We start from the raw sequence: 25,371 nt of genomic DNA, 5'->3' as shown, positions 1-25,371 counted from the left end.
CATGGCTCGCCCCGGCATCCAAAAGCACCTCGCTATCGCGCCGCTGTTGCAATGTCCCATTTGCGGACACGCGCTTCATGCACGCGAGGCTTCGGTTGCCTGTGAAAATGGACACGACTTTGCCATCTCCGCCAAAGGTTTTCTCAACCTGTGCCCCCAGCAGGCGCCGCACAAGGGTTATGACGAGGCGTTCTTCTCCAGCCGACAGAGCGTCATGGAGCACGGCTACTACAACGTGGTGAGCGAGGGCATCATTGATGCACTGCGGGAACTGCCCCGCAACGCCGTGATCCTCGATGCAGGGTGCGGTGAGGGCTCCTATGCCAAAGCGCTCTGCGCCGCAATGGGCTGCACAGTCATCGGGTTCGACATCGCACGCGAGGGCATTCGGTGCGCTGCCCGCGGTGGAGGTCCGGTGCGCTGGCTCGTTGCCGACCTGGCTCACATTCCCGTTCGCCCTGCGCAGGCGGATGTGATTCTCAACGTATTCACACCCGCGAACTACGCGGAATTCCAGCGAGTGCTTAAACCCGGCGGCATGCTCGTCAAGGTGATTCCAGCGCCTCAACACATGCACGAGCTGCGCGAACTTGCAGGATCACAGCTTCGCAAGACGGAATTCACAGACCACGGTGTTGCCGAACATCTTGAACGCCATATGCGCATCGTGCAGCGCACGCGCGTCACCCGCACTTCTCCCGTTACACCGGAAGACGCCGTCGATCTTGCGCGCATGAGCCCCGTCTCGTTCGGCGTTAATCTTGATACACTCGACCTCGCTGCACTCTCCCACATCACCGTGGACGCGGAAATCATCTGCGCCACGTTCTAGCCTGCTGCTGCACGACTTCGGTAGCAGAGGGCTAGTTTATCTTTACGCCCGAAAAATCGCCTGTTCGGCAAGCGGCATGTTGCAGAAGATGCGTTCGACTGCCGCCTCGTATTCTCCGACCTTGCGAACCTTCCTCACCGCCCTATGCACTGCAAGCGGCTCGGCAAAGGCAAACTTGGCGTAGAACCACCACTCCTTCATGCGGAACACCGCGTTGCCGCCCATCTCGTCCAAATACGCACCGAACAGCTTGTCGTGGAAATACCTGAGCTCTTCACGAGTTGCAGCGGAACCACCGTTAATCATGCGTGCAAGCGCCGGATTCGCAAGAATCCCCCTGCCCAGCATCACATGATGGGTTTCGGGATATGCCTGAACGAAAGCATCCAAGTCGGCGAGACAGAAGACATCGCCGTTGTAGGCCACGGGAAACGGCGCTTCCCGCAGTGTCCTGCCATACGTCTCCCATCGTGGTTTGCCCTCATATCGGTCCTTCTGGACACGCGGATGGACAATGAGTTCAACAATGTTATGCCGAAGAAACGTCTTGAGTATTTGCTCGTATTCCCCATCGTCGGTAACGCCGATCCGCGTCTTAACCGAAACGGGGATAGGAGACTTTTCGCAAATCTCCCCTAGGAACACATCAAGGTCTTCGAGATTGCGGAGAAAGCCAGACCCCTTCCCCTTTGCCACAACCGTCCCCGAGGGGCACCCGAGGTTCAAATTGACTTCCTTGTAACCCATGTCGGCAAGCGAGCGGGCTGCCCGAAGAAAGTCATCGGCGTCCTTGGTAAGCAACTGCGGAACAACATCCAAACCCCGATTGTTCGCAGGATCGATTTCATCGCGGTCGCGTCCGCCAAACGAGTCCCCCACCTTCAAAGGGGTGAGAAAAGGCGTGTAATAACGGTCGAGCGCACCAAAACACTCCGCATGTACTCTGCGGAACACATGCCCCGTAATACCCTCCATGGGCGCAAGCGACAATATCACCGACGCATCAACCTCTCTATTCGGTCTTTTGGTCACAATTGCTTTTCTTTTTTGCAATCCCGAGCATAACGCTTCGCACAGTCTCGCTGCAATCAGGCATAGAAACTTCTCGTAAGCAGCCATATGCTCTTGAATGTGTTTTCTTGCTTCATTTAAAAAGAAATAGAGCAAGAAACAACATTGAGAGACGCCCGAGGAACCAAACCGTCCCGCTGTGACCGAAAATCGTTACCGCTTGCTGTGGCTGTTGCGCCAAATCTCGCGACCCAAACCCAACGCAAGAATCAGCGCGCTCGCGTATCCCAAAAAACCGATAACGGGGATACCGAAGATAACCGGCTCGATTTTGGCGTAATACACCACCGAGGAACCGATAAACAAGCCTGCAATCACAATGGACATCGAAAGACGGTCCACGATTCCGCCAACGTGGCGAAGCACCTGTTCAGAGCCGAGCACCTGCGTGTTGATCTTAAGCTGCCCGCGTGTGAGCATACGCGAAGCCAAACCCAGCTGCTCGCCCATCTCGAGCTGACCGCGCAGCGAACGCAAGCTGGCACTTGATAGTTCCTGCGCCGTCTCTTGCATACGCACGAAGCTACTTTTTTCGTTTGCGATGTGTTGCGAGATGATCTCGATCATATTGACGTCGGGCATGTATTCGCTCAGCAGACCCTCGAGCGTGACCATACCGCGCGCGAACATCGTCACCACGCTCGGAAGCTCAACGTCGTTTTTACGCGCCAGGTTGATAATCGAGGTCAGAAACTCGCCGATATTCAGATCGGCCAAATCGAGACCGGCAAAATCAGCCACGATGAAATCGAGGTCGGAAAGGAACGTCGAGTGATCGAGCTCGGACGAATCGCCGCGCGTAACGGCAAAGCGCATGAGCGAGTCTTTGAGCTTGGGAACGTCCCCTCTCGCCACGGAGAAGATCATGTCTTTAACGATGCCGCGGTCATGGCTCGACATACGACCGACCATACCGAGATCAATGAAATACACCACGCCGTCTTTGACGATGATGTTGCCTGCATGGGGATCGGCGTGGAAGAAGCCGTCATTGAGCACCTGCGTGGCATAGTCCTCCACGATAATGCCGCCGATTTCTTTCAGGTCATACCCCGCCGCAACGAGCGACTGGGGGTCGGCAATCGAGATGCCGTCGATGTAATCCATGACCACGATGTGCTCGGTGCAGTACGCCAAATACGAACGCGGGCAGGAAACACAGCCCGTTCCCTCATGGAACCGATGGAAATCATCGAGGCTGCGTGCCTCCATAAGGAAGTTCGTCTCTTCGCGAAACGATTGCCACAGCTCCTCGACCACGTCTTTGAGGTCCACGAACTGATCGGTCCGCACGAAATGCGAAGCGTGGCGGACGATGGAGCGCATGATATCGATATCCTGCGCCATGACCTGTTGTGCGCCAGGGCGCTGCACCTTGATTGCAACGTCTTCGCCGGTGACGAGGCGACCGCGATGAACCTGCGCAAGTGAGGCGCTACCCAGCGGTTTACGGTCGATATGCTCGAAAATCTCATCGAGCGGTCGGCCGTATTCCGTACGCAGGCACTCGTTTACCACCGCAAAGGGAACGGGATCGACCTCGGTGCGCAAATGGCTCAATTCGTCGCAGTATTCCTGCGGCAAAATCTCAGAACGATTGGCGAGAATCTGCCCCATCTTCACGAACATAGGACCCAGATCCTCGAGCATGCGACGCAGGCGACGAGGCGTTAAATCGTGCCACACCTCGTATTTGTAGGCGATTTTGATAATCTCGGCAATGCGCCTGCGTCTACCTGCCGCTGAGAGCTGAATCTCCTCAGAAGGAGCCATGACCTCGGGCTCTTCGGGAAACGCATCCGCCACGCGGCTACGACGGCTCCAAAGCTTCTGGAGCTCCTCTTCCACGCCCTCGAGGTTAACCGTCTCCTCGGGTGAAAGCGGGCGACGTGCGCCCGCCTCATGTTTGTTCGTCTCGGCAGTCATGTCAGATTACTCGGATTACTCCTCGACAGGCGAATCGACGCCCTCTGCTGCACCATCCTGGGCAGCGGAATCATCCCCGGACTCTTCCTCTACCTCAACGGTCACTTCAACCGTGACGGTGTTGTCGTCAACGGAATCGACAAGGTCGCGAACGTGCGCCATGAAGGCGACGCGCTCGCTCTTGGTGAGTGCGCGGACGCGAGCGAGAATCAACTCGTCGAGCACACGCTCCGCTGTGGTCTCGCCCTTCTGGCTCAAGCGTTCGGTAACCTCGGAGAACGTACCGCCTGCCTGCTCGAATGCATCCGATACCGAGCGGGCAAAATCGGGGGTCTGCTTGTCCTTGCGTACCTGCTCGCCCTTTTCGGCGAAGTCCTCCAGCGCGTCATGGGTCATCTCGGCTGCAGTTGCGGCAACTCCAAACCCAACATTCACCATGCCATTGATGAGCTCTTCAAACTTAGTGGCCATAGATGCCTCCTCTAATGGCTTGCATGTGCCTTTGCGAATACCGGCACCCGGCAAGCCTTGTTGCATTGATGTCCTTGTACCCGAGGCTGCACATCGTAACAGTGCGACGGCGAACGGTATATCCGCGCCGCCGCACTCGCCACTTTGCCTTAGCGCTCGTTATCCGACATCGCAAAGCCGTTCTTCATCGCGCAACTCGTGATGTACAGAACCTGGTCGAGCAGCTTGTCGGTCTCGGTCTTGAGCGTATCGCACATCGCGGCATTTGCCTGAGCGAGCAACGCGGAAACCTCTCCCGCTTCTGCATCGGCCGCAGCGCAATCGGTCTCACGCAGCATCTTGTGCCCCAGTGCGCCAATCTTCTCCTGATAAGACTCGATCTTTGCGCCCGTCTCGTAGAAACGCGCATTGGCCAAAGCCGCAATCAGGCGATTTGCCCAATAGAAGTTCTCGGTGCTCACACGCGCTGTAGTGTTGGAGAGATACTCGGGGAACTCATCGACATTTGCATAGAGCGCCACGAGGGCGTTGAACGCGTTGGAGCCAAATGCCATCCACTGCACGCAAGCGAACTCGGCGGGAACATAAGGACGAATCTGCAGCACAGCGAGCTGGCTGTTGCGATTGACGCCAATGGGGCGGTAGGCGCTGCGCGTAGCGGGCGTGCCCTTGGTTCCATAGCAGTCGTACGGCGTACCCTGGAAGTGCGACGAGAGGACGTACTTCACGTCCTCGATAGTCACCTTGCGCTCAGGAACGCGGCTCCACGAAATATCATCCGACTCGGGCGTGTACAGTGCGTCCGGGCCATCCCAACCATCGTGCGGATTCAGGCAGCGCTGCATATACCAGGCACGCGGAGTGTTGTACACATGGTCGGAATCGGAATGGGAGCCGAATGCATCGCGCGGATTGAAAATGTCGCCCTTTTGCAGGCCCGACATGATCTCGAGGCTCATTGCGATGAAATCGTCTTCTTCATCCTCGGACTCGTCGGCGTCATCCCAAAGTTCCGAATCGCAGAATTCCTCCTGCTCAAAGGCGTTCACCATGGTGAGATTGAGGTGGTTCTCTTCCATCCAAGCGCGCAAGTCGGAGCTCGCCATGTGGGAAACCTGCTCGCCCTCGGCATCCAACAGGTCGAAGTAATCGATGCCGAGCTGATTGGGCATGGTCACGTACGCATCGTCGGGCACGCGCTTAGCAATCCAATGATGACCACCGATGGTCTCGAGCCACCAAATCTCGTTGATATCGGAGAACGCGATACCGTTCATCTCATACGTTCCGTACTGCTCAAGCAGTGCGCCCAAACGCTCAACACCCTCACGTGCGGAATGAATATACGGAAGCACGACGGTGACGAAATCTTCCTCGCCCAAACCGCCAATCTGCTCGGGAACGTAATCGACATCGCCCGGCTCGCCCTTAGCGGGCACGTAATCCACCAGCGGGTCGGCACCGAGCACGCGCTCGTTGCTCGTAATCGTTTCGGTCGCGCTCATTCCCACGTTCGCCTCGTTAAAACCGGCGGCAGCCCATGGACCATGGCCGGGAACGGCATCGGGCCCGCAAGAGTAACGCATGGGATCGTTCGGCAAATCAAGGGAAAGATGCGAGTGCCTGCCAACATAGGTACGCGGCTGCTCCTCGGGTTTTACCACCGCCATTTTTTGCGGCTCGAAAAGCCCGTTAGGAGAATCTTCGTTACGGGCGACGATGGTCGACCCGTCATAACTTGCTTTTTTCCAACCAGAATCGTGGTACAGGGCATAGCTCCTCCTTGCTTGTTCGGTCACTGCGTCCAGTGTACCCAACCATGCGGACATACACGGCGCGTATCGACTAATTGTTTCCATCGAGTTTTTCCCACAGCACTCCAGCCTATCGGAGTACGATGGCATACGTATTCGCAATCGCAAATACATCTCCCGCCCTTAATCACGAGGGCGAACACAGAAAGGTGCATCATGGCAACCGGCACAGTCAAGAAGTCCTTCTTCAAGGAAAAAGGCTTCGGATTCATCACGCCCGACGAGCCCATCAACGGCTCGAGCAACGATGTTTTCGTCCATTTCAGCGCCATCCAGATGGACGGTTACCGCACGCTCGACGAGGGCGATCGCGTCGAGTTTGAGGTTGGACCTGGCAAAAAGCCCGGTGAGACCCAGGCAGTCGAAGTCCGCAAGATCGGTTAGCAGGCCCTAACAACTCAAGAGCGAGGCGGCAGACTTTAGGTCAGGCAATGCACGTTCATCAAGTGAGGCGCTCGCAAGGGCGCCTTTTTCTTGGCAAACAAGCGGGCTGTCTAGATTCGATTTGCTTTCGATTTCAGCAGCGCAATACGCATTAACCTGAACAGTAGACAGGCATTACCTTGAACCCGCTTGCATTCAGCACAATGCAAAACGGGGACCAGCCTATGCCAATCCCCGCCCTTCAAACAGTAACGTCCTGCTACAACAACCCGTGTTGCGCCTTGGCGGCAAGCACCACATTGCTCATGAGCATGGCGCGCGTCATGGGACCAACGCCACCCGGAACAGGCGTGATGGCTCCAGCGACCAGCTCCGCGGAGGCAAAGTCCACGTCACCGCACAGTTTACCGTTCTCATCGCGGTCCATACCGACATCGATGACAGTGGCACCGGGCTTGATCCACGGGCCCTTGATCATCTTGGGAATACCGCACGCGGCAACGAGAATGTCCGCACTTTGGCAAATACGAGCCAGCTCACGTGGGTCGGTATGTGAATGCGCAACGGAAATCGTCGCGTTTTTCGCGAGCAGCATGAGCGACATGGGCTTGCCCACAATCGAAGAACGACCGACGATAACCGCGTTCTTCCCAGCAGGGTCGATGTCATAGGCATCGAACATCTCCATGATTCCCGCCGGCGTACAGGGACGCAGGCCGGGCAGCCCGCGCACGAGCTTGCCGAGGTTCTCGGGATGAAAACCGTCGACATCCTTCTTCGGATCGATGGCGGCAACGACAGCTTCCTCGTCCAAGTGCTTGGGCAACGGCATCTGCACCAAAATGCCCGCGACCTCGTTATCGGCATTCAGTTGCCCAACGAGCTCCATGAGCTCCTCTTGCGAGGTCTCGGCAGGCAGTTTGTAGTCTTTCGAGGGGATGCCGCATTGCTCGCAGTCGCGCAGCTTTGCACGCACATACGTCGCAGAACCCTGGTCGTCGCCGACCAGGATCACCGCCAGACCGCAAGCGATGCCTTGTGCGGCGAGCTTTGTCACCTCAGCAGCCGCACGTTCGCGCGTCGTAGCGGCCAGGGCTTTTCCGTCAATAATCGTTGCCAATGAGATCGCTCTCTCCCCTAATCAAAGGTCCCCGACCCGTCGGTCGGGGACCCCATACGTTTACGCAGCGCGTTGTTCGAGCCGTCTTAGAACAGGCCGGAGATGACGCCGTTGTCGTCCACGTCGATCTTCTCCGCAGCGGGGACCTTGGGCAGGCCGGGCATCGTGAGCACGGTGCCGGTCAGCGCGACCACGAAGTGAGCACCAGCGCTCACCTTGAGTTCGCGCACCGTGATGCGGAAGTTCTCGGGAGCACCGAGCAGGTTCGCCTGATCGGAGAAGGAGTACTGAGTCTTGGCGATGCAAACGGGCAGGTTGCCGAAGCCGTTCTTGCGGAGGTCGGCGAGCTGCTGCTTGGCTGCGGGCGTGAAGTCCACACCATCGGCACGATAAATCTTGGTCGCCACGGACTCGATGGCATCGGCGATGTCGATGCCCGTCTCATAGGAGTAGTGGAAGTCGTTCGGCTGCTCCACCAGGCGCATAACCTCGTCGGCAAGCTCGAGCGCACCCTCGCCGCCCTTGGCCCAAACCTCGGAGAGGCAGACGTTCACGCCGAGCTTCTTGCACTCCTCGGCGATGAGCTCGAGCTCGGCCTCGGTATCGGACGGGAAGCGGTTGATGGCGACCACGCAAGGCAGGCCATAAACGCTCTGAATATTGTCGACGTGACGGAGCAGGTTGGGCATACCGGCGCGCAGAGCCTCGAGGTTCTCGTCATTGAGGTCTGCCTTGGCAACGCCACCGTTGTACTTGAGAGCGCGGGCGGTGGCAACAACCACAACGGCATCCGGATGGATGCCCGTCATGCGGCACTTGATGTCGAGGAACTTCTCGGCACCCAGATCGGCGCCGAAGCCAGCCTCGGTAATGGCGATGTCGCCGAAGCGCATGGCCATACGCGTTGCCATAACGGAGTTGCAGCCGTGCGCGATGTTGGCGAACGGGCCACCGTGGACAAACGCGGGCGTGTGCTCGAGGGTCTGTACCAGGTTGGGCTTCAAAGCATCCTTGAGAAGCGCTGCCATAGCGCCCTGGGCCTTGAGCTGGCTGGCGCGAACAGGTTCGCCGGTGTAGGTGTAGCCCACCACGATTTCACCCAGGCGGGTCTTGAGGTCGGAGATGGACGTGGAGAGGCAAAGGATTGCCATGATCTCGGAAGCGACCGTGATGTCGAAACCGTCCTCGCGCGGAACGCCCTGGGCCTTGCCGCCCAGACCGTCAACGATGTGACGGAGCTGACGGTCGTTCATATCGACCGCACGCTTCCACGTGATGCGCTTGACATCGATACCGAGTTCGTTGCCCTGCTGGATGTGGTTGTCGAGCATGGCGGCGAGCAGGTTGTTGGCTGCGCCGATGGCGTGGAAGTCGCCCGTGAAGTGCAGGTTGATGTCCTCCATAGGGATGACCTGGGCATAACCGCCACCAGCGGCTCCGCCCTTGACGCCGAACACGGGGCCGAGGGACGGCTCGCGCAGGGCAACGGCGCTCTTCACACCGCGGCGACGCAGACCGTCGGCAAGACCGATGGTGGTCGTGGTCTTGCCCTCGCCAGCAGGCGTGGGATTGATGGCGGTGACGAGGACGAGCTTGGCCTCGTGATCGCTTGGCTCGTTGAGCAACGAGTAGTCGACCTTGGCCTTGTCGAAGCCGTAGGGAATCAGGTGCTTGGGATCCACGCCGGCGGCCTCGGCCACCTGCTGAATCGGCAACGGCGTAACGGAATGGGCAATTTCAATGTCGGTCAGCACGGTATGCACCTTTCTCGCGTGGGTTTGCCCATCTAGAATAGCATGCGCGCGTGTACTCTCGAACGGTTCGGGCAATGGCTCCATAGAATGGGACGAACGGTATGGGGCACGAATCGCCCCCATCTATCAACATTGATCCGTCTTTGAGAGAGAGCCATTCGCGCATACCCAACAAAGGCATGCGCCTATATCAAACTCTCGGAGTCAGTGGGTTAATTTTCCACATCACCGCAGCTAACACGCAGACGCCGGCATCCCCAAATGTTCAAACGCGGCAGGAGTCGCCACACGCCCCTGCGGCGTACGCACAATCAGCCCGCATTGCAGCAAATAGGGCTCATACACATCCTCGAGCGTGTTGGCGTCCTCGCCCGTCGCGCTCGCCAAGGTCGACAAACCGACGGCACGACCGCGGAACGTCTTGCAGAGCGTCTCCAAAATCCGGATGTCCATCCAATCGAGGCCGAGCTCATCGATCTCGAAGAACTTCATAGCCTCTCGCGCTATGCCAAGTTCAATCGACCCCTCGCCGCGCACCTGTGCATAGTCGCGCACGCGCTTGAGCAGGCGATTTGCCAAACGCGGCGTACCACGTGAACGCGAGGCGACCTCCAAGGCAGACTCTCGGTCGATGTCCACACCCAAAATCGAGGCAGAACGGCAAACAATGTCGGCCAAATCCTCGATTCCGTAATAATCCAAGCGGAACGAGATTCCAAAACGATCGCGCAACGGCCCGGTCAACATGCCCGAGCGCGTCGTTGCACCGACAAGCGTGAAATGCGGGATCTCCAAGCGGATGGAACGCGCGGCAGGGCCCTTGCCAATCACAATATCGAGCGAAAAGTCCTCCATCGCCGGATAGAGAATCTCCTCAACCTGGCGATTCAAGCGATGAATCTCGTCGATAAAAAGTACGTCGCCGGGCTGCAAGTTGGTCAAAATAGCTGCAAGATCACCCGTACGCGCGATAGCCGGACCCGAGGTCGTCTTAATCTGAGCTCCCATCTCGTTGGCGACAACAGACGCCAACGTGGTCTTGCCCAAACCCGGAGGCCCCGAAAAGATCACGTGGTCCAGGCACTCGCCGCGTGTCTGAGCGGCCTCAATCAAAATACGCAGGCTCTGCTTGATATGCTCTTGCCCACAGTAATCCTCGAGTTTCTGAGGACGAAGGCCGCGCTCGACATCCAAATCGTCGGACGTAAGCTCGCCCGTCACAAATCGCTCGTTATCACCGCGACCGCCATGTGCAGCGGGCGTGGTCTCCCACAGGTCGGTTGACTCGTCAACTTCCCACATCATGCATCCATTCCCAAACGCTTCAGCGCCGCAGCCAACAGATCCTCGACGCGCATATCCCTGCCATCATACCCGCTGAGCGCCAAATCGACTTCCGCAGAAGTAAAGCCCATGGAAAGGAGTGCCGCTTGGGCATCGTCCAAAACCGTCGAAACTCCCGCGGTGGGACAATCGAGCGGCAATGGGACCGTATCGACCGATATCGACCCGGCAAGGCTTCGGTCCTTGGAGAACACGCTCTTCAACTCGAGGATGAGACGCTGCGCGGTCTTTTTCCCCACACCGGGAACCGTCGCCATCCCCTTGGCATCCTCTGCCATGACCACGGTATACAGCTGAGAAACGGAAAACTTGGAAAGCACGGCCAGCGCCAACTTTGCACCGACGCCCGAAACAGCGACAAGCCGGTCAAACATGGTGCGCTCGTCCTTAGAGTAAAACCCAAAAAGCGTCATGGAGTCTTCTCGCACCACCATACGCGTGAACAGGCGAACTTCGCTTCCAAGCGTTGGCAGCAAGGCGGCAGTTGAGCTCGAAATACCCAGCTCGAATCCAACGCCGTTGACATCGACAACTGCCATGCTGGGGGTTGCCTCAAGCAATATTCCTGCAATCTGCGTAATCATGCGTAGGGGTTTCCCTTCTGCTGAACATAGGCTCCGTTGGAGCTTGCATAGGTGCGGCGAAGATGAGCGTGACACACCGCGCAGGCAAGCGCATCGGCGGCATGGTCGGGTTTGGGATCGTGGTCGAGGTGTAAAAGTGTCCGTACCATATACGTGACTTGCGTCTTGTCGGCCGATCCGGTTCCAACTACCGCTTGCTTGATCTGCATAGGCGTGTACTCGCCCACCTCGACCCCGCATAACGAACAGGCAACGAGCGCCGCCCCGCGCGCGTGCGCGGTCGGGATGGCAGAGCGAACATTCACACCAAAATAAATGCCTTCAATAGCTGCTTCCTGTGGATGGTATCGTTCTACAACCCTCGCGAGCTCATCGGCTATTCGACGAAGACGAGCGGCAAGGTCGGATCCGGACGATGTCTCGATGCAACCATAGGCGCGGCAACGGACTTCTCCGTGGCGCTCCTCGACAATCCCCCAGCCGGTATTCGCCAAACCGGGATCGATGCCCAAGATAACCATGTCCCTCCCCCAACTCACTCGTTTCGAACATCTGTTCTACTATACCATGCGATGCGCACGTTGAGGAGAGGCGCGTTAATTCAAGGAAAAGAAATTGAAGCCACCGGGAGGCATTGACCCGGGCATTTGCCCGAAGTCATGGGGAGGCATGGCACCGGGCGTCTGACCGAACCCGTCAGAGGGGTCACTGCCCTGTTCAGCCATACGACGCAGCATCTCGCTCATATTCCCCTCAAGCTCTTGAAGCTCATCGCGCATCCGCTGCTGCCCCTCATCGCTCATGAACTCCGCTTGCTGTTCGGGGGACAAGCCGAGCACCGAGGCGATCATTCCCATCACTTCGCTTCGCACTTGCTGTCCGCGTTTTTCGCCATGTTTTTCGAGCCTGCGATACTCCGCCTCGGCAAAATCCAGAGCACGGAGCGGTTCGGCACCATGACGTCCCAGATCGGACCAGGCAAGCGAAACGGGCCACATGCGCTCGGTAAACGAACGCGCGGAGACTATGGGTACAGACGGCAACAGACGGCGTCCCGACTCGTTGCATCGAATGAGCATCATCAACAGCGCTGCAGCCTCGGGGGATGCCACAAACAAAGAGAGATCTTCCAACACGCGATTGTTGTCCACGTGCTCCAAAAGAGCGCTGTCAATGTCACCGGGCTTCACCTTGCAAAGCACCTGTTCGGCACGTTGCAACAGCACCTCGTCGAACTGCAGCTGCTCCACGGCATCGCTCAAAAGCGCCTTCATCGAACGCTCGACGGATGCCAAACTCACCAGCTCATCGGGCACCACCGCAGACGTTTGATTGCGCATGCGGGCGAGCCATTCCAGGCTCGACAAATACACGTCGCCAAACGGCGCGAGTGCGCGACGACACAGAGAAACAGCTGCATTGGCACGCAGGGCATAGTCGGTTTTGGTGAGGGCAACAAGCGGAATCGCCTTCTGCTCCTGAGCGGTATCAGCCAAAAACAGCCCTTCAACCTGTCTATTTAGCTTGTACGAAGAACCCGCTGGAACATCTCGATCAAGCAAACGCGACAAATCGGGTGCAGAGCGCTCGATAAGGCGAATGTGCAGTCGAGAGGAAACATCGCGCACATGGGCAGCGCTAACAGCGGCGCGCGCTTCCTCTTCGGGGGTCTGCGCATCTCCGCAATCGACGAACAGGCCGAGCACGTTACGGGAACCAAGGGCGTCAACCGCCAAGGCGGCAAGCAAACTGCTCTGCAAATCCCCCGTCAAGGAAACAACCGCACGATTCATACCCGCTGCTTCAACCGCATCGCGTACATACAGTCTGAGCGACTCCCACAGCCACGTTTCCTTATGATACGACGGCAGCTCGTGTGCCTCCAGCGCGTCGACATGCACGCCGCGCTGAATTTCCTGCACGAGCAGCGACTCTTCAAAGCACGGTGCCTGCGCGATAACCCTGCCGGAGTCGTCCATTACAAACGAGCCGCCCGTAAAGACGCTGTCGTCAAACCCACCGACGGGAGCCATGCATGCCATCCACAGGCCCGCGCGCTCGACTTCCGAGCGATAATAGCCATCGTTCACCGATGCCACGGCGGCCGTCGCCTCATTGGAAGCGTCGTAACCCTGCACGGGGAAATACACCACCAAATCGGATCCATGCGGGACATCCGAACAATCGCGGAAGAAATCAAAGGTAACCGCCACGCGCGCACCCGCAACCTCGAACACGGGCGGCGCCCAGGGAGACATCGGCATCTCCTCGTGATGGGCGATCATCGTAAGACGCAGCGGAACGACATTCCCACGCCTGAGCAGCATCACCTCAAAAAGCGGTCCACCCTCAAGCGGCAAGATAACGGGCACCAGACACGCAATGCCCGATGTCGAGATAGCAGTGGCGACCTGCTGCAAATGATGCAATAAGTCGTGCTCGAAATTTGGATAGTCGACGAGCGTCCCCGGCATGACACCTGCAAAGAGCGGGGCAGGCAGGCACAGCAAATCTGCACCGGCCTCCCCCGCCAAAAACACCTGCTGTTCCAAACGAGCGCAGATGCCATCCAGGTCGCCGAGACGCGCATCAATCTGCGCGAGGGCGAGCTTCATGCCTTAGAACTCTGCCTTCCAAAGGCCGTGCAGGTTGCAATAGGCGTAAACGATGCCAGTCTTGGCGCCGCCCGCAAAGAAGGTGGTGGGAACCTGACCGGGCTTGAGATAGTGAATCTCCAAGCGGCCTGCCGCCTCAAGGGCAATCCACTCGATGTAGTGCTCGGGCTCCATGGGATGCTCGACTTCACCGACCGTCACGTTGATCACATGACCTTCGCGCTGCAAATCGACTACGGGCACGTGCTTCTCCACCGCAGCGTCAACGGAATTCGCCACAACCTCGGTATAACCGGCGGGAGCAACCATGTCGGGATCGACCGCGGCCAGGAACTTGCCGCACTCATCGCACTTGAAAAACGTTGCCATATCAATCATCCCTTTCAGATGTATCTACCAGATACGCTTGGTATAGTATGCCCGATTATCCACCCTTTATGCGAGAAGAGCTAGATAACGGTCACACGTCCCTTATCGCCCACAATGCCGCGCACCTCCGCCATCAGCGGAATCGACCGCGCGTTCACACGTGTGGGAATCTCGGCTCGCATCGTTTGCCCGTCACCCTGCTCAATGAAGAGCTCCACGCGGTCTCCGCCTGGATTGGTAGAAAGCACCGTTGCCAGGCGCGTCATGTTCGCCTGCGAGAAGCGCGAGCTCGGCACCATGATCTCGAAGACCTTGGGACGACTCGTCTCCTCGTTGAGCAACAGGGGTTCGATCTCCTGCGCGATGATCTGGTCGCCTCGATCCGAACGCTCGAGCTTTCCGCGCACGCGGATGAACGCATCGGAGAGCACGGCCCCCGTCTCGGGATCCGTCTCACCGTACAGATACGACTCGCATTGCTTGTAGAGCTTGGGGAAGACCACGATGGTGGCCTCGCCTTCCATGTCCTCAAGCTGCACGATGGCCATGGGATCGCCGTTTTTCGTCACGCGCTTGCCCACGCTGGAGACCATGCCGGCCCACCAGAATGCCTTCCCCTCGGGAATCTCACGGTTGATGGCGCTGCCCGAAGGCCCCATGGTTTCAAAGCCCGTATCGATTTGCGACAGGTTGTATTCGCGCGACTTGGCGAGCGTGTACTCGTACGGTCGCAACGGATGGTCGGAAACGAAAATGCCCAGCACTTCTCTCTCAAAGGAGAGCTTCATGTGACGGTCCCACTCCTGGCCGTCCGGCTCGGGAACGACGATCTCAAAACCCGAACCCTCGACGTCGCCGAACACGTCGAACAGCGAGGTCTGACCGGTGGCGCGGTCTTTCTGGCGCTTCGTCGCAGCATCGATGATGTTCTCGGGGTTGTCGCGGTCGACGAAATGCATGAGCTGACGACGCGGATAGCCCGTCGAGTCAAACGCGCCCGCCTTGATGAGCGCCTCGACCACACGGCGATTCGCCTGGCTAGAATCCACACGCTCCACGAAGTCATGTAGGTTCTTGAAGAGACCGCCCTTCTCGCGCTCCTCGATGATGGCGCGCGTAACGCCCTCGCCCACGCCTCGGATGCCAGCCAAGCCAAAACGCACGCCGTCGGCCGTAGCCGTGAACTCCGTACCGGACTCGTTGATGTCGGGCGGCAGCACCGCGATGCCATCGTGACGGCACGCGGAAACATAGTGCACGATCTTGTCGGTCTTGCCCGTATACGACGTCAGCACAGCGGCCATGTACTCGTTGGGATAGTGAGCCTTGAGCCAGGCGGTTTGCATCACGAGGATGGCGTAGCCGGCGGAGTGCGACTTGTTGAATGCGTAGGATGCGAACTCGAGAACGTCGTCCCAGATCTTCTGCGCGGTTGCACGGGCGTAGCCGTTCTTCTCCGCACCGTTCATCCAGTGGTCGTAAATGGTCTCGTCTTCACCGTCTGACCAGTTGAAGACCTCCTCGGTGAGCATCTTGATCTTCTTTTTTGCCACCGGTTTGCGAATACGGGAGTCAGATTCGCCCTTTGAAAAGCCGCACATCTCAACCGAGATGAGCATGACCTGCTCCTGGTAGACCATCGTGCCGTAGGTTTCGCCCAAGATGTCGTCGAGACGCGGGTCGTAGGAAACGGCCTCTTCCTTGCCGTTCATGCGGTTGATGTAGCTCGTGACCATGCCGGCGCCGAGCGGACCGGGACGGTACAGGGCGATAAGAGCGACGACATGCTTGTATTCGGTGGGACGCATGTTCTTGATGGTCGCCGTCATGCCGGCAGACTCGACCTGGAACACGCCCGCAGTGCGGCCGGCGCTCATAAGCTCGAAGATCTTTGGGTCGTCAAACGGAATGGCGTCCACATCGATGTCGATGCCGAAGTTCTTTTTGATGTTGGCTTTTGCCTTTGAAATGACTGTCAGGGTGCGCAGACCCAGGAAGTCCATCTTAAGCAGGCCCATGTCGGCAACCGTATGGCCTTCGTACTGGGTGATCTCCACGCCGCCCTTGGTATCGAGCTTGGTAGGAACGTGCTCGTTGACCGGATCGCGGCAGATGAGAACGGCGCACGCATGCACGCCCTCACCGCGCGTCAAGCCCTCAATGGAAAGCGCCGTGTCGATGATACGGTGCGAGTCTTCATCTTTCTGGTAGGCCTCCACAAAGTCGGGGCTGTACAGGTCCTCCTTGCCGGGAACCTTTTCAAGCACTTGCCTGAGTTTGACCTTGGGGTCGGAAGACACCATCTTGGACAGGCGCTGGCCCACGTACACGGGGTAATCCAGCACGCGAGCCGCGTCGTTGATGGCCTGCTTGGCCTTGATGGTCGAATAGGTGATGACGTGCGTGACCTTCTCGGGGCCGTAGAGCTGGCGAACGTGCTCGACAACCTCGAGCCTTCGCTCATCGTCGAAGTCCATATCGATATCGGGCATCTCGGTACGTTCGGGCGAGAGGAACCTCTCGAACATGAGGCCGTTCGAAAGTGGATCGAAGGTGGTGATGTCCATGGCATATGCAACGAGTGCACCGGCAGCCGAACCACGGCCCGGACCGACGCCGATGCCGTTTTGCTTGGCCCAGCGCACGTATTCAGCCACGATGAGGAAGTACGCGGCAAAGCCCTTGTCACAAATGACCTTGTACTCGAACTCAAAACGCTCGCGAATGTTCACGCCGGCGATTTCCTTGCCATCCCAGTCGGGACCATAGCGCTTGGCCAAGCCCTCCTCGCACTCGCGGCGGAACTGGCTCTCGTGCGTCTCGCCCGGGTCGAGCAGCGGGTAGTTGGGCAGGATGATACTGTCCCAATCGAGCTCGACGTCGCACTTCTCAGCGATCTCGACGGTGTTATCGCACGCCTCGGGGCAGTACGGGAACAGCGCGCGCATCTCGTCCTCGGTCTTCATGTAGAACTCGGAGCCCTGCATGCGCATGCGGTTGGGGTCATCAACCTTGGAGTTCATGCCGATGCACATCATGACGTCCTGCATGGGGGCGTCATCGCGCGTGAGGTAATGGAAATCGTTGGTTGCGATGACCTTCACGCCGACGCGCTGCGCGATGGCGATGAGCTGCTTAGAAAGGTCCTCGTCAGTGATGCCGGAGTCGGTCGTGATTCCGTGTTCCTGAATCTCGATGTAGAAATTGCCGGGCTCAAAGGTATCGCGGAAGGTCTCGGCCCACTCGATGGCGGTCTCGATTTCCCCACGGTCGATGCACTTGGGGATAATACCCGCGATGCACGCCGAAGACGCGATGATACCCTCGCGATGACGGCGCAGGTTGTCGAGCGTCACGCGCGGTTTGTAGTAGAAACCCTTGACGGCAGCCTCGGAGACGATCTGCATGAGATTGACGTAACCCTCTTGGTTCCGTGCGAATAAGACCAAGTGATACAGTTCGGGCTTGCGGTCGCGCGCAAGGGTCTCGTCGGGTGTGAAATAAACCTCGCAGCCGAAAATGGGCTTGATGACCAGCGGGGGTTTGAGGTCGTCGATATTGCCCGTTGCCTCCCACTGCGCGATGTCCTTCATGTGCTGGGCGTACCCGCGGGGATCTTTTTCCGAATCGGGCACCTCGAGTTCGTCGCGACGGCCCTTGGACAGGAATGAGCGATCGTGGCTCCACACCTTGTATTCCGGCGTGGAGTGGTTGATGGCATCGCAGGCAAGGCCGAGCTCCGGGATGCCGTACATATACCCGTGATCGGTGAGGGCGATGGCGGGCATGCCCAAGTCGACGGCGCGCTTGACCATATCTTTAATACGCGTGGCACCGTCGAGCATCGAGTACTCGCTATGGTTGTGCAGGTGGACGAACGCCATGTACTTGAGCTCCAATCTGATGTGCTATGAGAACTCCGAGCCACAGCTCGGTCGCATTTTGAACAGGTTCGATTCTACCTGACCGACTGGACATAAATCGTGTAGGCCTCATGGCGCGCGGACAATTTCCCAACAGACGTGAATTCGCTTCGGATCAGACATACTCCTTTCAGGTGTGGCTTCGCTTCGCTCCACAAAACACCTTTCAGGAGCATGTCCGCCTCCTCGCGATTCCACTGCTGGAGCTAAGCGCACGGACTGCTTCCCGAAGGGCTTTTTGTGAGCGCAGCGAACCACGCCCGAAGGAAAATTGTCCGTGCGCTCGGGTTACCACGGCGCTACATCTCATATGCGACCACCTGGGGTTGTGTAGGATCGTCGGGGTCCACCTGCTCCACGCGTACGAACTTGAGCGTCACCTCCGTGTATCCCTGCTTATGCAGCACATCGGCATAGACCTGCGCTTGCAAATGGTGCTTTTCCTGCAATTGCTCAGACGTCTCGCTCGGCGAACCACCGGTCTTGTAGTCGATGACCAGCGCGCGCTCGGGATGAGCGGGGTCGATGCAGAGCAGGTCGATCGCACCCTCGGCATACGGGGCAAAACGCTCCGCGAGGTCGTCCATGCCGCGGCTGTAGAACGGAACCTCCGCCCGCACACACGGCCACTCAAGCGCCTCGGCACGAACCTTCGATGATGTCCAACGAGCGAGGGCGGCGTCGATACGTGTACGCTGATCAGGCCCACAGCCCCAAAAACGGCACAACGCGTCCACGCGCTGCGCAGGCACATTCGGAGCATCCATCTCGACCATCCACTGGCACGCATCGTGGAACACCGAGCCAAGCGCCGTCGCGTCGCTCGCGCCACCATTTTGAGAACGCGCAATGCCCGGTTCGACCCCGGCATCTATTGCAGAAGAACCCGCATCATCGGAAACAACGCTCTCCGCCTCGTCGTCAACATGGAAGCGCTCCGCATGTGCAAAGTCCTCCGCCTCGGCATGAAGCTCTTTCGAAACGGAGGAGTAACTGTACGACAAGCGCGCAGGGCGTTCGCCGAGAGTCACGCTCACAGGCACACGAGCGGGCTCAACCAACGTAAACTGACGTGTACGCGGCGTCTGATCCGTCTCGGGCTCTTCCCCATCATCTGTGTGAGGGCCAAACTCCTCAAGGCTATACAAACGATGGACGCCGGCCTTCTTGGGGAAAGGCAAATCCTTGCCCAAAAGCGTGAACTCAAAGTCCCCCTCATGCGAGTTGGAAAATGCAAGCGAGGTCGACGAAAGATCCGGCAGGTCGTTGTTGCCGGCATCGACCGGCAGTATCCTGCTCAGCACCTCACCCACAAGCGACGTACCGTGGCCGCGAACCATCTCAGAGGCCGCACTCGCCCCCATCGCCAAAATCGCAACCTCACGTGCACGTGTCAACGCGACGTACAGCAAGCGCGCGGCCTCTTCGTAGTCAAGCGAACGGCTCCTGTACCTCATATACGCATGTGCTTCCGCAGCGGTTTGGGGAAGCGAAGCGGGCAGCGTCTCATCATCGAACGACGGCTCATCAAGCATGTCTTTATCGCCCGCAACCTCATGAAGATTGGGGACGGCCGTCCATCGAACGGCGTCACCCTGCTCGCAAAGCTGCAGCAAATCACTATCGTTTGAAATGCCATCACACTCCGCCACGGCAACGACGGGGAACTCCAAGCCCTTGGATGCATGCACGGTCATGATGCGCACCGTGTCCTCACCGCCGCCGTTAAGCGTTGCGGGCGACTCCTTGATGTGTTCCACATGATCGGCAAAAGCCCGCGCAACCAGACGCGGCGCGAATTCGCGACCCGCACTCTCCTGCCCCACAATGCCGAGCGCTTTAAGGACGTTGGCCGCAACGGCGCGATCCTGTGCCCCACCGCGCTGCTCGAGGCGATACAACCAACCCGATTCGTGAACGGCATCGCGCACGATCGCGGACATCGGGTCGCATCCAACACGGGCGAGGGCTCGCGACAAAACCTCACGGGCGCGCATGAGAAGGAGCACGTCACCAAAGGATTCAAGCAGCTCACCGTTTAAAAACACATCTCCCGTCAGGGTGCGTGTGTCGACAATCCGAGTCTGCTCATCGACATGCGTGGCGAGTGCCAGAAGTTCCGTTGCACCCAAGCCGAACATGGGCGACGTGAGCAACGGCATCAGACCATTTTGCCCGTCGTCGGGATTTGCCAAAAATGCAAGCAGGGCTTTGATGGCGCCAACCTCAGGCGCATTGCGGAACACCGACGTGCCACCCGACACCACGCACGGCATCCCGGCCGCGCGCACCGCTTGCGCATACATGTCGGCATTCGTGAGTTTTCTCATAAGGATGACCATGTCACCAGGAGCAAAACCCTCCTCGTCGCGCAGACGCGCAAAGCGCTTCGCGATCGACGTGGCCTTTTGTTGGGCGCGCTCATCTGAGGTACCGCCAGCCACCAATATCGCCTGACGGCGCGACGTCGATGCGCCCAGCACGCAAGCACCCTTGCGATCCTTCTCGCCGCATGATTCCAAATGCAGGAAGTCGCGTCCCAGCGGGTTCTCTTCGCCCCCCTCAAATACCTTGTCGGCAAAGGTCAAAATGTCCGCATGGCTTCGATAGTTGATATCGAGGCTCAACACCGTGCCTTCGTCTTCGACCTCTCGCTTTTTGTTGCGAAATACCGAAACGTCTGCACCACGGAAACGGTAAATCGACTGCTGGGCGTCACCCACGGTACAGAGCTCGCGGCCGTCAGGGCTACAGAGCAATCGGACAAGTTCCACCTGCTGTTGGGCAGTATCCTGGAACTCGTCAACCATGACCATCTTGAATCGCCCGGCAAACTCCGCTCGAATCTGCGGGTCGTTTTTAAGCGCGTCATACGCGAGCGACAGCAAGTCGTCATTGTCGAGAACGGACTTTTCACCCTTGAGCGCCTTGAATTCGCGCTCGACCTCCTTGGCCAACTCAAGAAGCTGCTCGCAGGCATCCTGACGCTGCGCCAAATACGCCTCGGCAAAGAAAGCGGTACGCTCGGCGCGAACGGCGTCAACCGCTTCTTTCTCGTCCTTACCCATACCCTTCGCGCGTTTATTCAGTTTTCCACATGCGTTAAAGCACGTACGGAGCGCAGGCAAGTCGCGTTCGGAGGCAACATACGTCTCAATCGCATCGAGCGCGGTGCGAGCAATGGGAGCGTTGGCGTACGCAGGGGTCTCGGCTATCTCACGGTACGCTTCCATGAGCAGGACGTACGAAGGACGAGGCACGACCTGCTCAAAATCGTCAAGCGCATAAACGGATGCCGAAACCTCAGAAAGCATCTTGGTGAGAAGCGAGATGAGATCGTTTGCACAGAAAGACATCCCCGTGCTCTCGAGCTCAAACGCCGAAAGCAAAGCGCTGTAAGGCCCCTCACCTGCCGCATCATTGGACTGCGCTCGGCGAATCACATGCTCGATTGCCGAACGTTTCAAATCGTCCGCATAAAGCGCGACCTCAAACGATGGATCGATACCCAAATCGAGCGCATGGGCGCGAATGATGCGCGAACACATGCCATGAATGGTCGAAATCCAAGCGTTGTCTACTTTGGATGCCTCGTCATCCATCCCCTCTTCAATGAGCGCCGCGCGGATGCGCTCTTTTAGCTCAGCGGCGGCTTTCTCGGTAAACGTGATGGCGAGCACCTGGTCGATGCTGTCGAGAAACGGCTCGGGCACGTTCGGGTCTGCCCATTGATCGCGCGGCTTCGAGCCGGGGCGCAGAGCATGCATGATGCGTTGTGTGAGCACGAACGTCTTGCCCGATCCGGCACCCGCCGAAACGAACAGGGGCCCCTCAAGCGTCTCGACGATGCGCGCCTGTTTTGGATTGAGTCCCATCTAGCGCCTCTTTTCACACATGGTCAGCGGGCAGAACTTGCAGGAATCCGAAGTCGGACGCGGAGCGACGTCTCCAGATTGCAGTCGATCGAGTTCGAGTGAGATGGCATGTTCAACGTGAGAGAGCAACTCCGAGAACTCCATGGTTCCATCGTGTTTGACTCGCGTGCGGCCTTTGACCCCCGGAAACGATGTGAGCTTGTCGTCGGGAAACGCCGGCGGCTCGCATTCGGTCAAATTGTTGGAAACCGCACCGGCGATGGAAGGGCCACGCAAGCCGTAGTACACGGCACCTTGGGCCTGTCCATCCGTTACTCGCTCCAAAGCGCTCGCATACATGAGCGTTTGCACCTTGGGAGATTTGTCCTTATCCCTTCCCGGAAGCCAATCGCTCGGCAGCGATTCGTTCTCATCTAGCTGCATCGTGGGGTCGGCGCATGCCATTTCCGCCGCATTGGCACCCGTTTTGTAATCGATGACCACAAAACGCTCGCCATTCCCCGCGCTGGGGGCAAAATCCACGCGGTCGATGCGCCCGCCTAAAGGACGCCCCGCATAGGTAACACCCTGCTTATCAAAGGAATACTCGAATAGCGTCGGAACGTACGGGGAAAGCATCACGGCATCATGGTCTACAACCCTATGAAACCGGGTACGCAAAGCATCGATGCGCGCACGCTCAAGTTCGTCCAAGGCAACCAGGCCATTGCGAACGGCGCGCGGGCGCTCATCCTTCGAATATTTGCCATGGGTGTAGCGACCGTTTGCATGGTCCTCGCACATTTCGTCGAACGCGATGTCCATTTCCTCGTGGCAACGGTCGACATTCTCGGGTGTAATGCGACCCAAACCGCACTCAACCAAACGCTCGTAAAAGCGCTGCATGACATCATGCGAGAAGTTTCCGATCTCAATGGGGCCAAACTCCACATCCAGACGGCGCGAGTTAACTCGATTGTTCACAAACCAGCGATACGGGCAGGCTAGATAGTTCTCAATCTGTGAGGCAGAAAGCGTACGCGTAACAAGACGACCGCCCACGCTGCGCTGACGCAGCAAAACATACGCGGCAAGTTCATCGTCAAGCACATGCTCGCCCATGCGAGGAGCATCATCCACGCACGCGCCCTCCCCGCCTGCGGCATCGAGGTTTTCGTAGAGCATGTGCTCTCCGGGCAGAACTGCGATGAGTTCAAGGTGCCCCTTCGCCGCCGCCTTATCCCGAAGCTCGGCGTAGGCAAGCGCGGGGAACCGCTTTTCCGCCGCATCGTCGAAACTCACATAGGAAAGCACCGCATCATGACGTGCCGCTTGCAAGCAGCGCGCAACAATATCGCGTTGGCATGCCGCCGCGGCGGCACTGATACCGGTACAACCGAGCTTTGCAGCAAGTACGGAGCTCACCGTATCGCGCTCGGTGAGCGGATAAGACTCGGCATCGACATCGGCAAGCAGCACCGCGCCAAAAGCGGCATCCTCATGTTCGGCAAGGCAATCAATACGCATGATGGACACGCAAGGCGCTCCGCACGGTGTGTCGGAAGCGTTAACTTGTTCCGTAAACGGACCATACGCACGCATCGTGGACACGTTCAGTTCACGCAGCGCCGTAAGCGCCGCTTCGTCGGATACACCCAAGATGCGAGCTTGCTCAAGCACCTCACGAGCACTTTGCAGGGCAAAAAGCTCGCCACATTGGGCAGCCGGCCCTTCTGTTCCAAACGCGGAAGGGGGCATTCCCTTGGCCGCCTCATACATCAAGCGCAAGGCCCGAGAGAACTGCTTGGCATCGAGTGCATCGATGACATCTTTGACCACCACGGGACACGGAACGCGCCCCTGTTCCTCCGCGCGAGCGCGTTCACGGTTGAGCTCACGGCTCTGCATGCTATCAAGCTGCGCAAACAGCGACTGCTTGGTGAGACCGCGGTTCTTGCGCAATTGGGTATCGAGCGCCACCGCAACATGACGAACGAAGGGTCCCACACCCGAAAACGGCGAGCGAACCCAGTCTGCCACTTCGGGCGCGGGCCACCATGCACTTCGCTCCTGCGTATCCATGCGATCAAGCAGGTCGATAAGCTGGAAAAACGCTTGGCCCGCACGCGTACGGGCAAACTGCTCGAAGTCCTCCGCTTGAGCGGAAATCCCATGGGTAGCCAAACGGGGGCCGAGTTCTCGCAAAAGCGCCATGGGGTCGGGCGCGCCAATCGCCACGCATTCCTCCAACAGGCAATTTGAACCAAGTTTGACAACAAGCTCGGTATACGACGCTGCGCGAGCCGTGGGCCCACATACCTCGGCAAACGAGGGCTCGGGCGCATGAGGGCCCGATTCCTTCACAATATGGGCTGCGCAATCAAATCGATCGCACACGCTCTGTATAAGCGCGCTGTACCGATCGTTGTACAGGAAGGCAAGTGAGCCATTTTGCGCAACGACTTCGAGCAAACGCAATAAGTGCTCGGAAAGCTCCGTTATCCCACGAACCGCTACCGCACGCGCACACGCAGGACAACGCACGGAGAACTGCGTGCCCAGAACCTCGGCCGCTGCCGACGGCTCGATGAGACTATGGCCGTCCAGCAACGCCCCATAACGTTTCAGCATCTCAATCGAGCGTTGCTCGGCACGGGAGAGCTTGGTCTGACCGGACGATTCAGATGCGACATACGGATAACACTCGCGAGCCATCTCGGCAAGCATGTTCACCGATCCGGGATTGTTCTTTAACGATGAGGTCGAGGCTTCCTCGTCTGCATCGGCATCTGCAAGAACCTGCGCCATGAGCAGACGGCGCTGCAACGTGCTTGCCAGTTGGCTGCCGTCGCCAAATTGCTCCCACAAACCGGCAATCCATGCCTTGGGAGTCACCACATCGACGCCCGTCCCCACACCAGCATCTGCCAAATTACGACGGCAAACTTCGCCTTCGGCATAACTGGGAACAAGCAATGTCACGCGACCATAATCGTGTAGCAAACTGGCAATTTGCCCGATTTCCCCCGCGTTGAGTGCCGTACCGGCATTCGTTGTATATGCAGAACTCGCCATATCGCCTCGCTCGAACGTACTTTTCCCACCGATTATCCTACACGCCCGCCCGGACACGAAATCAAGTATGGACGATTTGGTGCACAAAAAAGCGGCCTGCGATCCCCCGCTGGCCGCTTCGATCCACGTATGCCTGGAAAATCTCCAGCCTTGGTAAATTACTGGAAATTCATCTCCAAAAACGAAAGGGCCGTCCACTTGGAACGACCCCATCCAATACCCATTCAAACAGCCT

General features: G+C 58.3%; 15 protein-coding genes and 1 pseudogene. 2 read left to right on the top strand and 14 right to left on the bottom strand.

Features of this window, described 5'->3' with window-relative positions; translation table 11 throughout:
- Window position 1 precedes the first annotated feature (1 nt).
- Entirely contained in the window at window positions 2-832 is an 831-nt protein-coding gene (locus tag C1711_RS00300; RefSeq protein WP_102337277.1) for a methyltransferase domain-containing protein, read from the top strand.
- A 42-nt stretch (window positions 833-874) separates the two neighbouring features.
- Here the strand turns inward: C1711_RS00300 and C1711_RS00295 are convergent, their stop codons facing one another.
- The 4 genes and pseudogenes from C1711_RS00295 to C1711_RS00280 all read right to left on the bottom strand — a co-directional run bounded on the left by C1711_RS00295 (window position 875) and on the right by C1711_RS00280 (window position 6,074).
- Window positions 875-1,864 carry a tRNA dihydrouridine synthase gene (locus C1711_RS00295; RefSeq protein ID WP_234346122.1) on the bottom strand — a complete coding sequence of 330 codons (990 nt, stop codon included), beginning with the start codon at window positions 1,862-1,864 and terminating at the stop codon, window positions 875-877.
- Between the two features lie 192 nt (window positions 1,865-2,056).
- On the bottom strand, window positions 2,057-3,829 hold the full coding sequence (locus C1711_RS00290) for an ABC1 kinase family protein (RefSeq protein ID WP_102337276.1): 1,773 nt from the start codon (window positions 3,827-3,829) through the stop codon (window positions 2,057-2,059).
- 15 nt (window positions 3,830-3,844) lie between these two features.
- Window positions 3,845-4,300: a hypothetical protein gene (locus C1711_RS00285; RefSeq protein WP_234346120.1), complete on the bottom strand. Its 456-nt coding sequence runs from the start codon at window positions 4,298-4,300 to the stop codon at window positions 3,845-3,847.
- 149 nt (window positions 4,301-4,449) lie between these two features.
- Window positions 4,450-6,074: pseudogene (locus C1711_RS00280) on the bottom strand (C69 family dipeptidase).
- Window positions 6,075-6,270: 196 nt separating this feature from the next.
- Between C1711_RS00280 and C1711_RS00275 the strand changes: the two are divergent.
- A complete protein-coding gene (locus C1711_RS00275; protein WP_102337275.1) occupies window positions 6,271-6,498 on the top strand; it encodes a cold-shock protein in 228 nt (75 codons plus the stop codon).
- 259 nt (window positions 6,499-6,757) lie between these two features.
- Here C1711_RS00275 and folD read toward each other — a convergent pair whose 3' ends face one another.
- The 10 genes from folD to C1711_RS00225 form a co-directional block, all read right to left on the bottom strand.
- Window positions 6,758-7,618: a bifunctional methylenetetrahydrofolate dehydrogenase/methenyltetrahydrofolate cyclohydrolase FolD gene (gene folD / locus C1711_RS00270; protein ID WP_102337274.1), complete on the bottom strand. Its 861-nt coding sequence runs from the start codon at window positions 7,616-7,618 to the stop codon at window positions 6,758-6,760.
- 86 nt (window positions 7,619-7,704) lie between these two features.
- On the bottom strand, window positions 7,705-9,372 hold the full coding sequence (locus C1711_RS00265; protein WP_102337273.1) for a formate--tetrahydrofolate ligase: 1,668 nt from the start codon (window positions 9,370-9,372) through the stop codon (window positions 7,705-7,707).
- Window positions 9,373-9,606: 234 nt separating this feature from the next.
- Window positions 9,607-10,674: a Holliday junction branch migration DNA helicase RuvB gene (gene ruvB / locus C1711_RS00260; protein WP_102337272.1), complete on the bottom strand. Its 1,068-nt coding sequence runs from the start codon at window positions 10,672-10,674 to the stop codon at window positions 9,607-9,609.
- Window positions 10,674-11,300, bottom strand: a complete 627-nt coding sequence (gene ruvA / locus C1711_RS00255; RefSeq protein ID WP_102337271.1) for a Holliday junction branch migration protein RuvA — start codon at window positions 11,298-11,300, stop codon at window positions 10,674-10,676. Before ruvA ends, ruvB begins: the two co-directional genes overlap by 1 nt.
- On the bottom strand, window positions 11,297-11,821 hold the full coding sequence (gene ruvC / locus C1711_RS00250) for a crossover junction endodeoxyribonuclease RuvC (protein ID WP_102337270.1): 525 nt from the start codon (window positions 11,819-11,821) through the stop codon (window positions 11,297-11,299). The genes ruvA and ruvC overlap by 4 nt, the downstream gene beginning before the upstream one ends.
- Before the next feature lie 75 nt (window positions 11,822-11,896).
- Window positions 11,897-13,915: an NAD(+) synthetase gene (locus C1711_RS00245; RefSeq protein WP_102337269.1), complete on the bottom strand. Its 2,019-nt coding sequence runs from the start codon at window positions 13,913-13,915 to the stop codon at window positions 11,897-11,899.
- Window positions 13,916-13,918: 3 nt separating this feature from the next.
- Window positions 13,919-14,284 (bottom strand): desulfoferrodoxin family protein, encoded by a 366-nt coding sequence (locus C1711_RS00240; RefSeq protein ID WP_102337268.1) that lies wholly within the window; start codon window positions 14,282-14,284, stop codon window positions 13,919-13,921.
- Between the two features lie 80 nt (window positions 14,285-14,364).
- Window positions 14,365-18,168: a DNA polymerase III subunit alpha gene (gene dnaE, locus C1711_RS00235; RefSeq protein WP_102337267.1), complete on the bottom strand. Its 3,804-nt coding sequence runs from the start codon at window positions 18,166-18,168 to the stop codon at window positions 14,365-14,367.
- Between the two features lie 338 nt (window positions 18,169-18,506).
- Complete coding sequence (locus C1711_RS00230) at window positions 18,507-22,082, bottom strand: UvrD-helicase domain-containing protein (RefSeq protein WP_102337266.1); 3,576 nt, start codon at window positions 22,080-22,082, stop codon at window positions 18,507-18,509.
- Window positions 22,083-25,136, bottom strand: a complete 3,054-nt coding sequence (locus C1711_RS00225; protein ID WP_159060010.1) for a PD-(D/E)XK nuclease family protein — start codon at window positions 25,134-25,136, stop codon at window positions 22,083-22,085.
- Window positions 25,137-25,371 lie beyond the last annotated feature (235 nt).

This window comes from Collinsella provencensis (assembly GCF_900199705.1).
Classification (GTDB): Bacteria; Actinomycetota; Coriobacteriia; order Coriobacteriales; family Coriobacteriaceae; genus Collinsella; species Collinsella provencensis.
The sequence above is the reverse complement of the archived record's forward strand: the minus strand, read 5'-3'. Positions and strand labels throughout refer to the sequence as shown.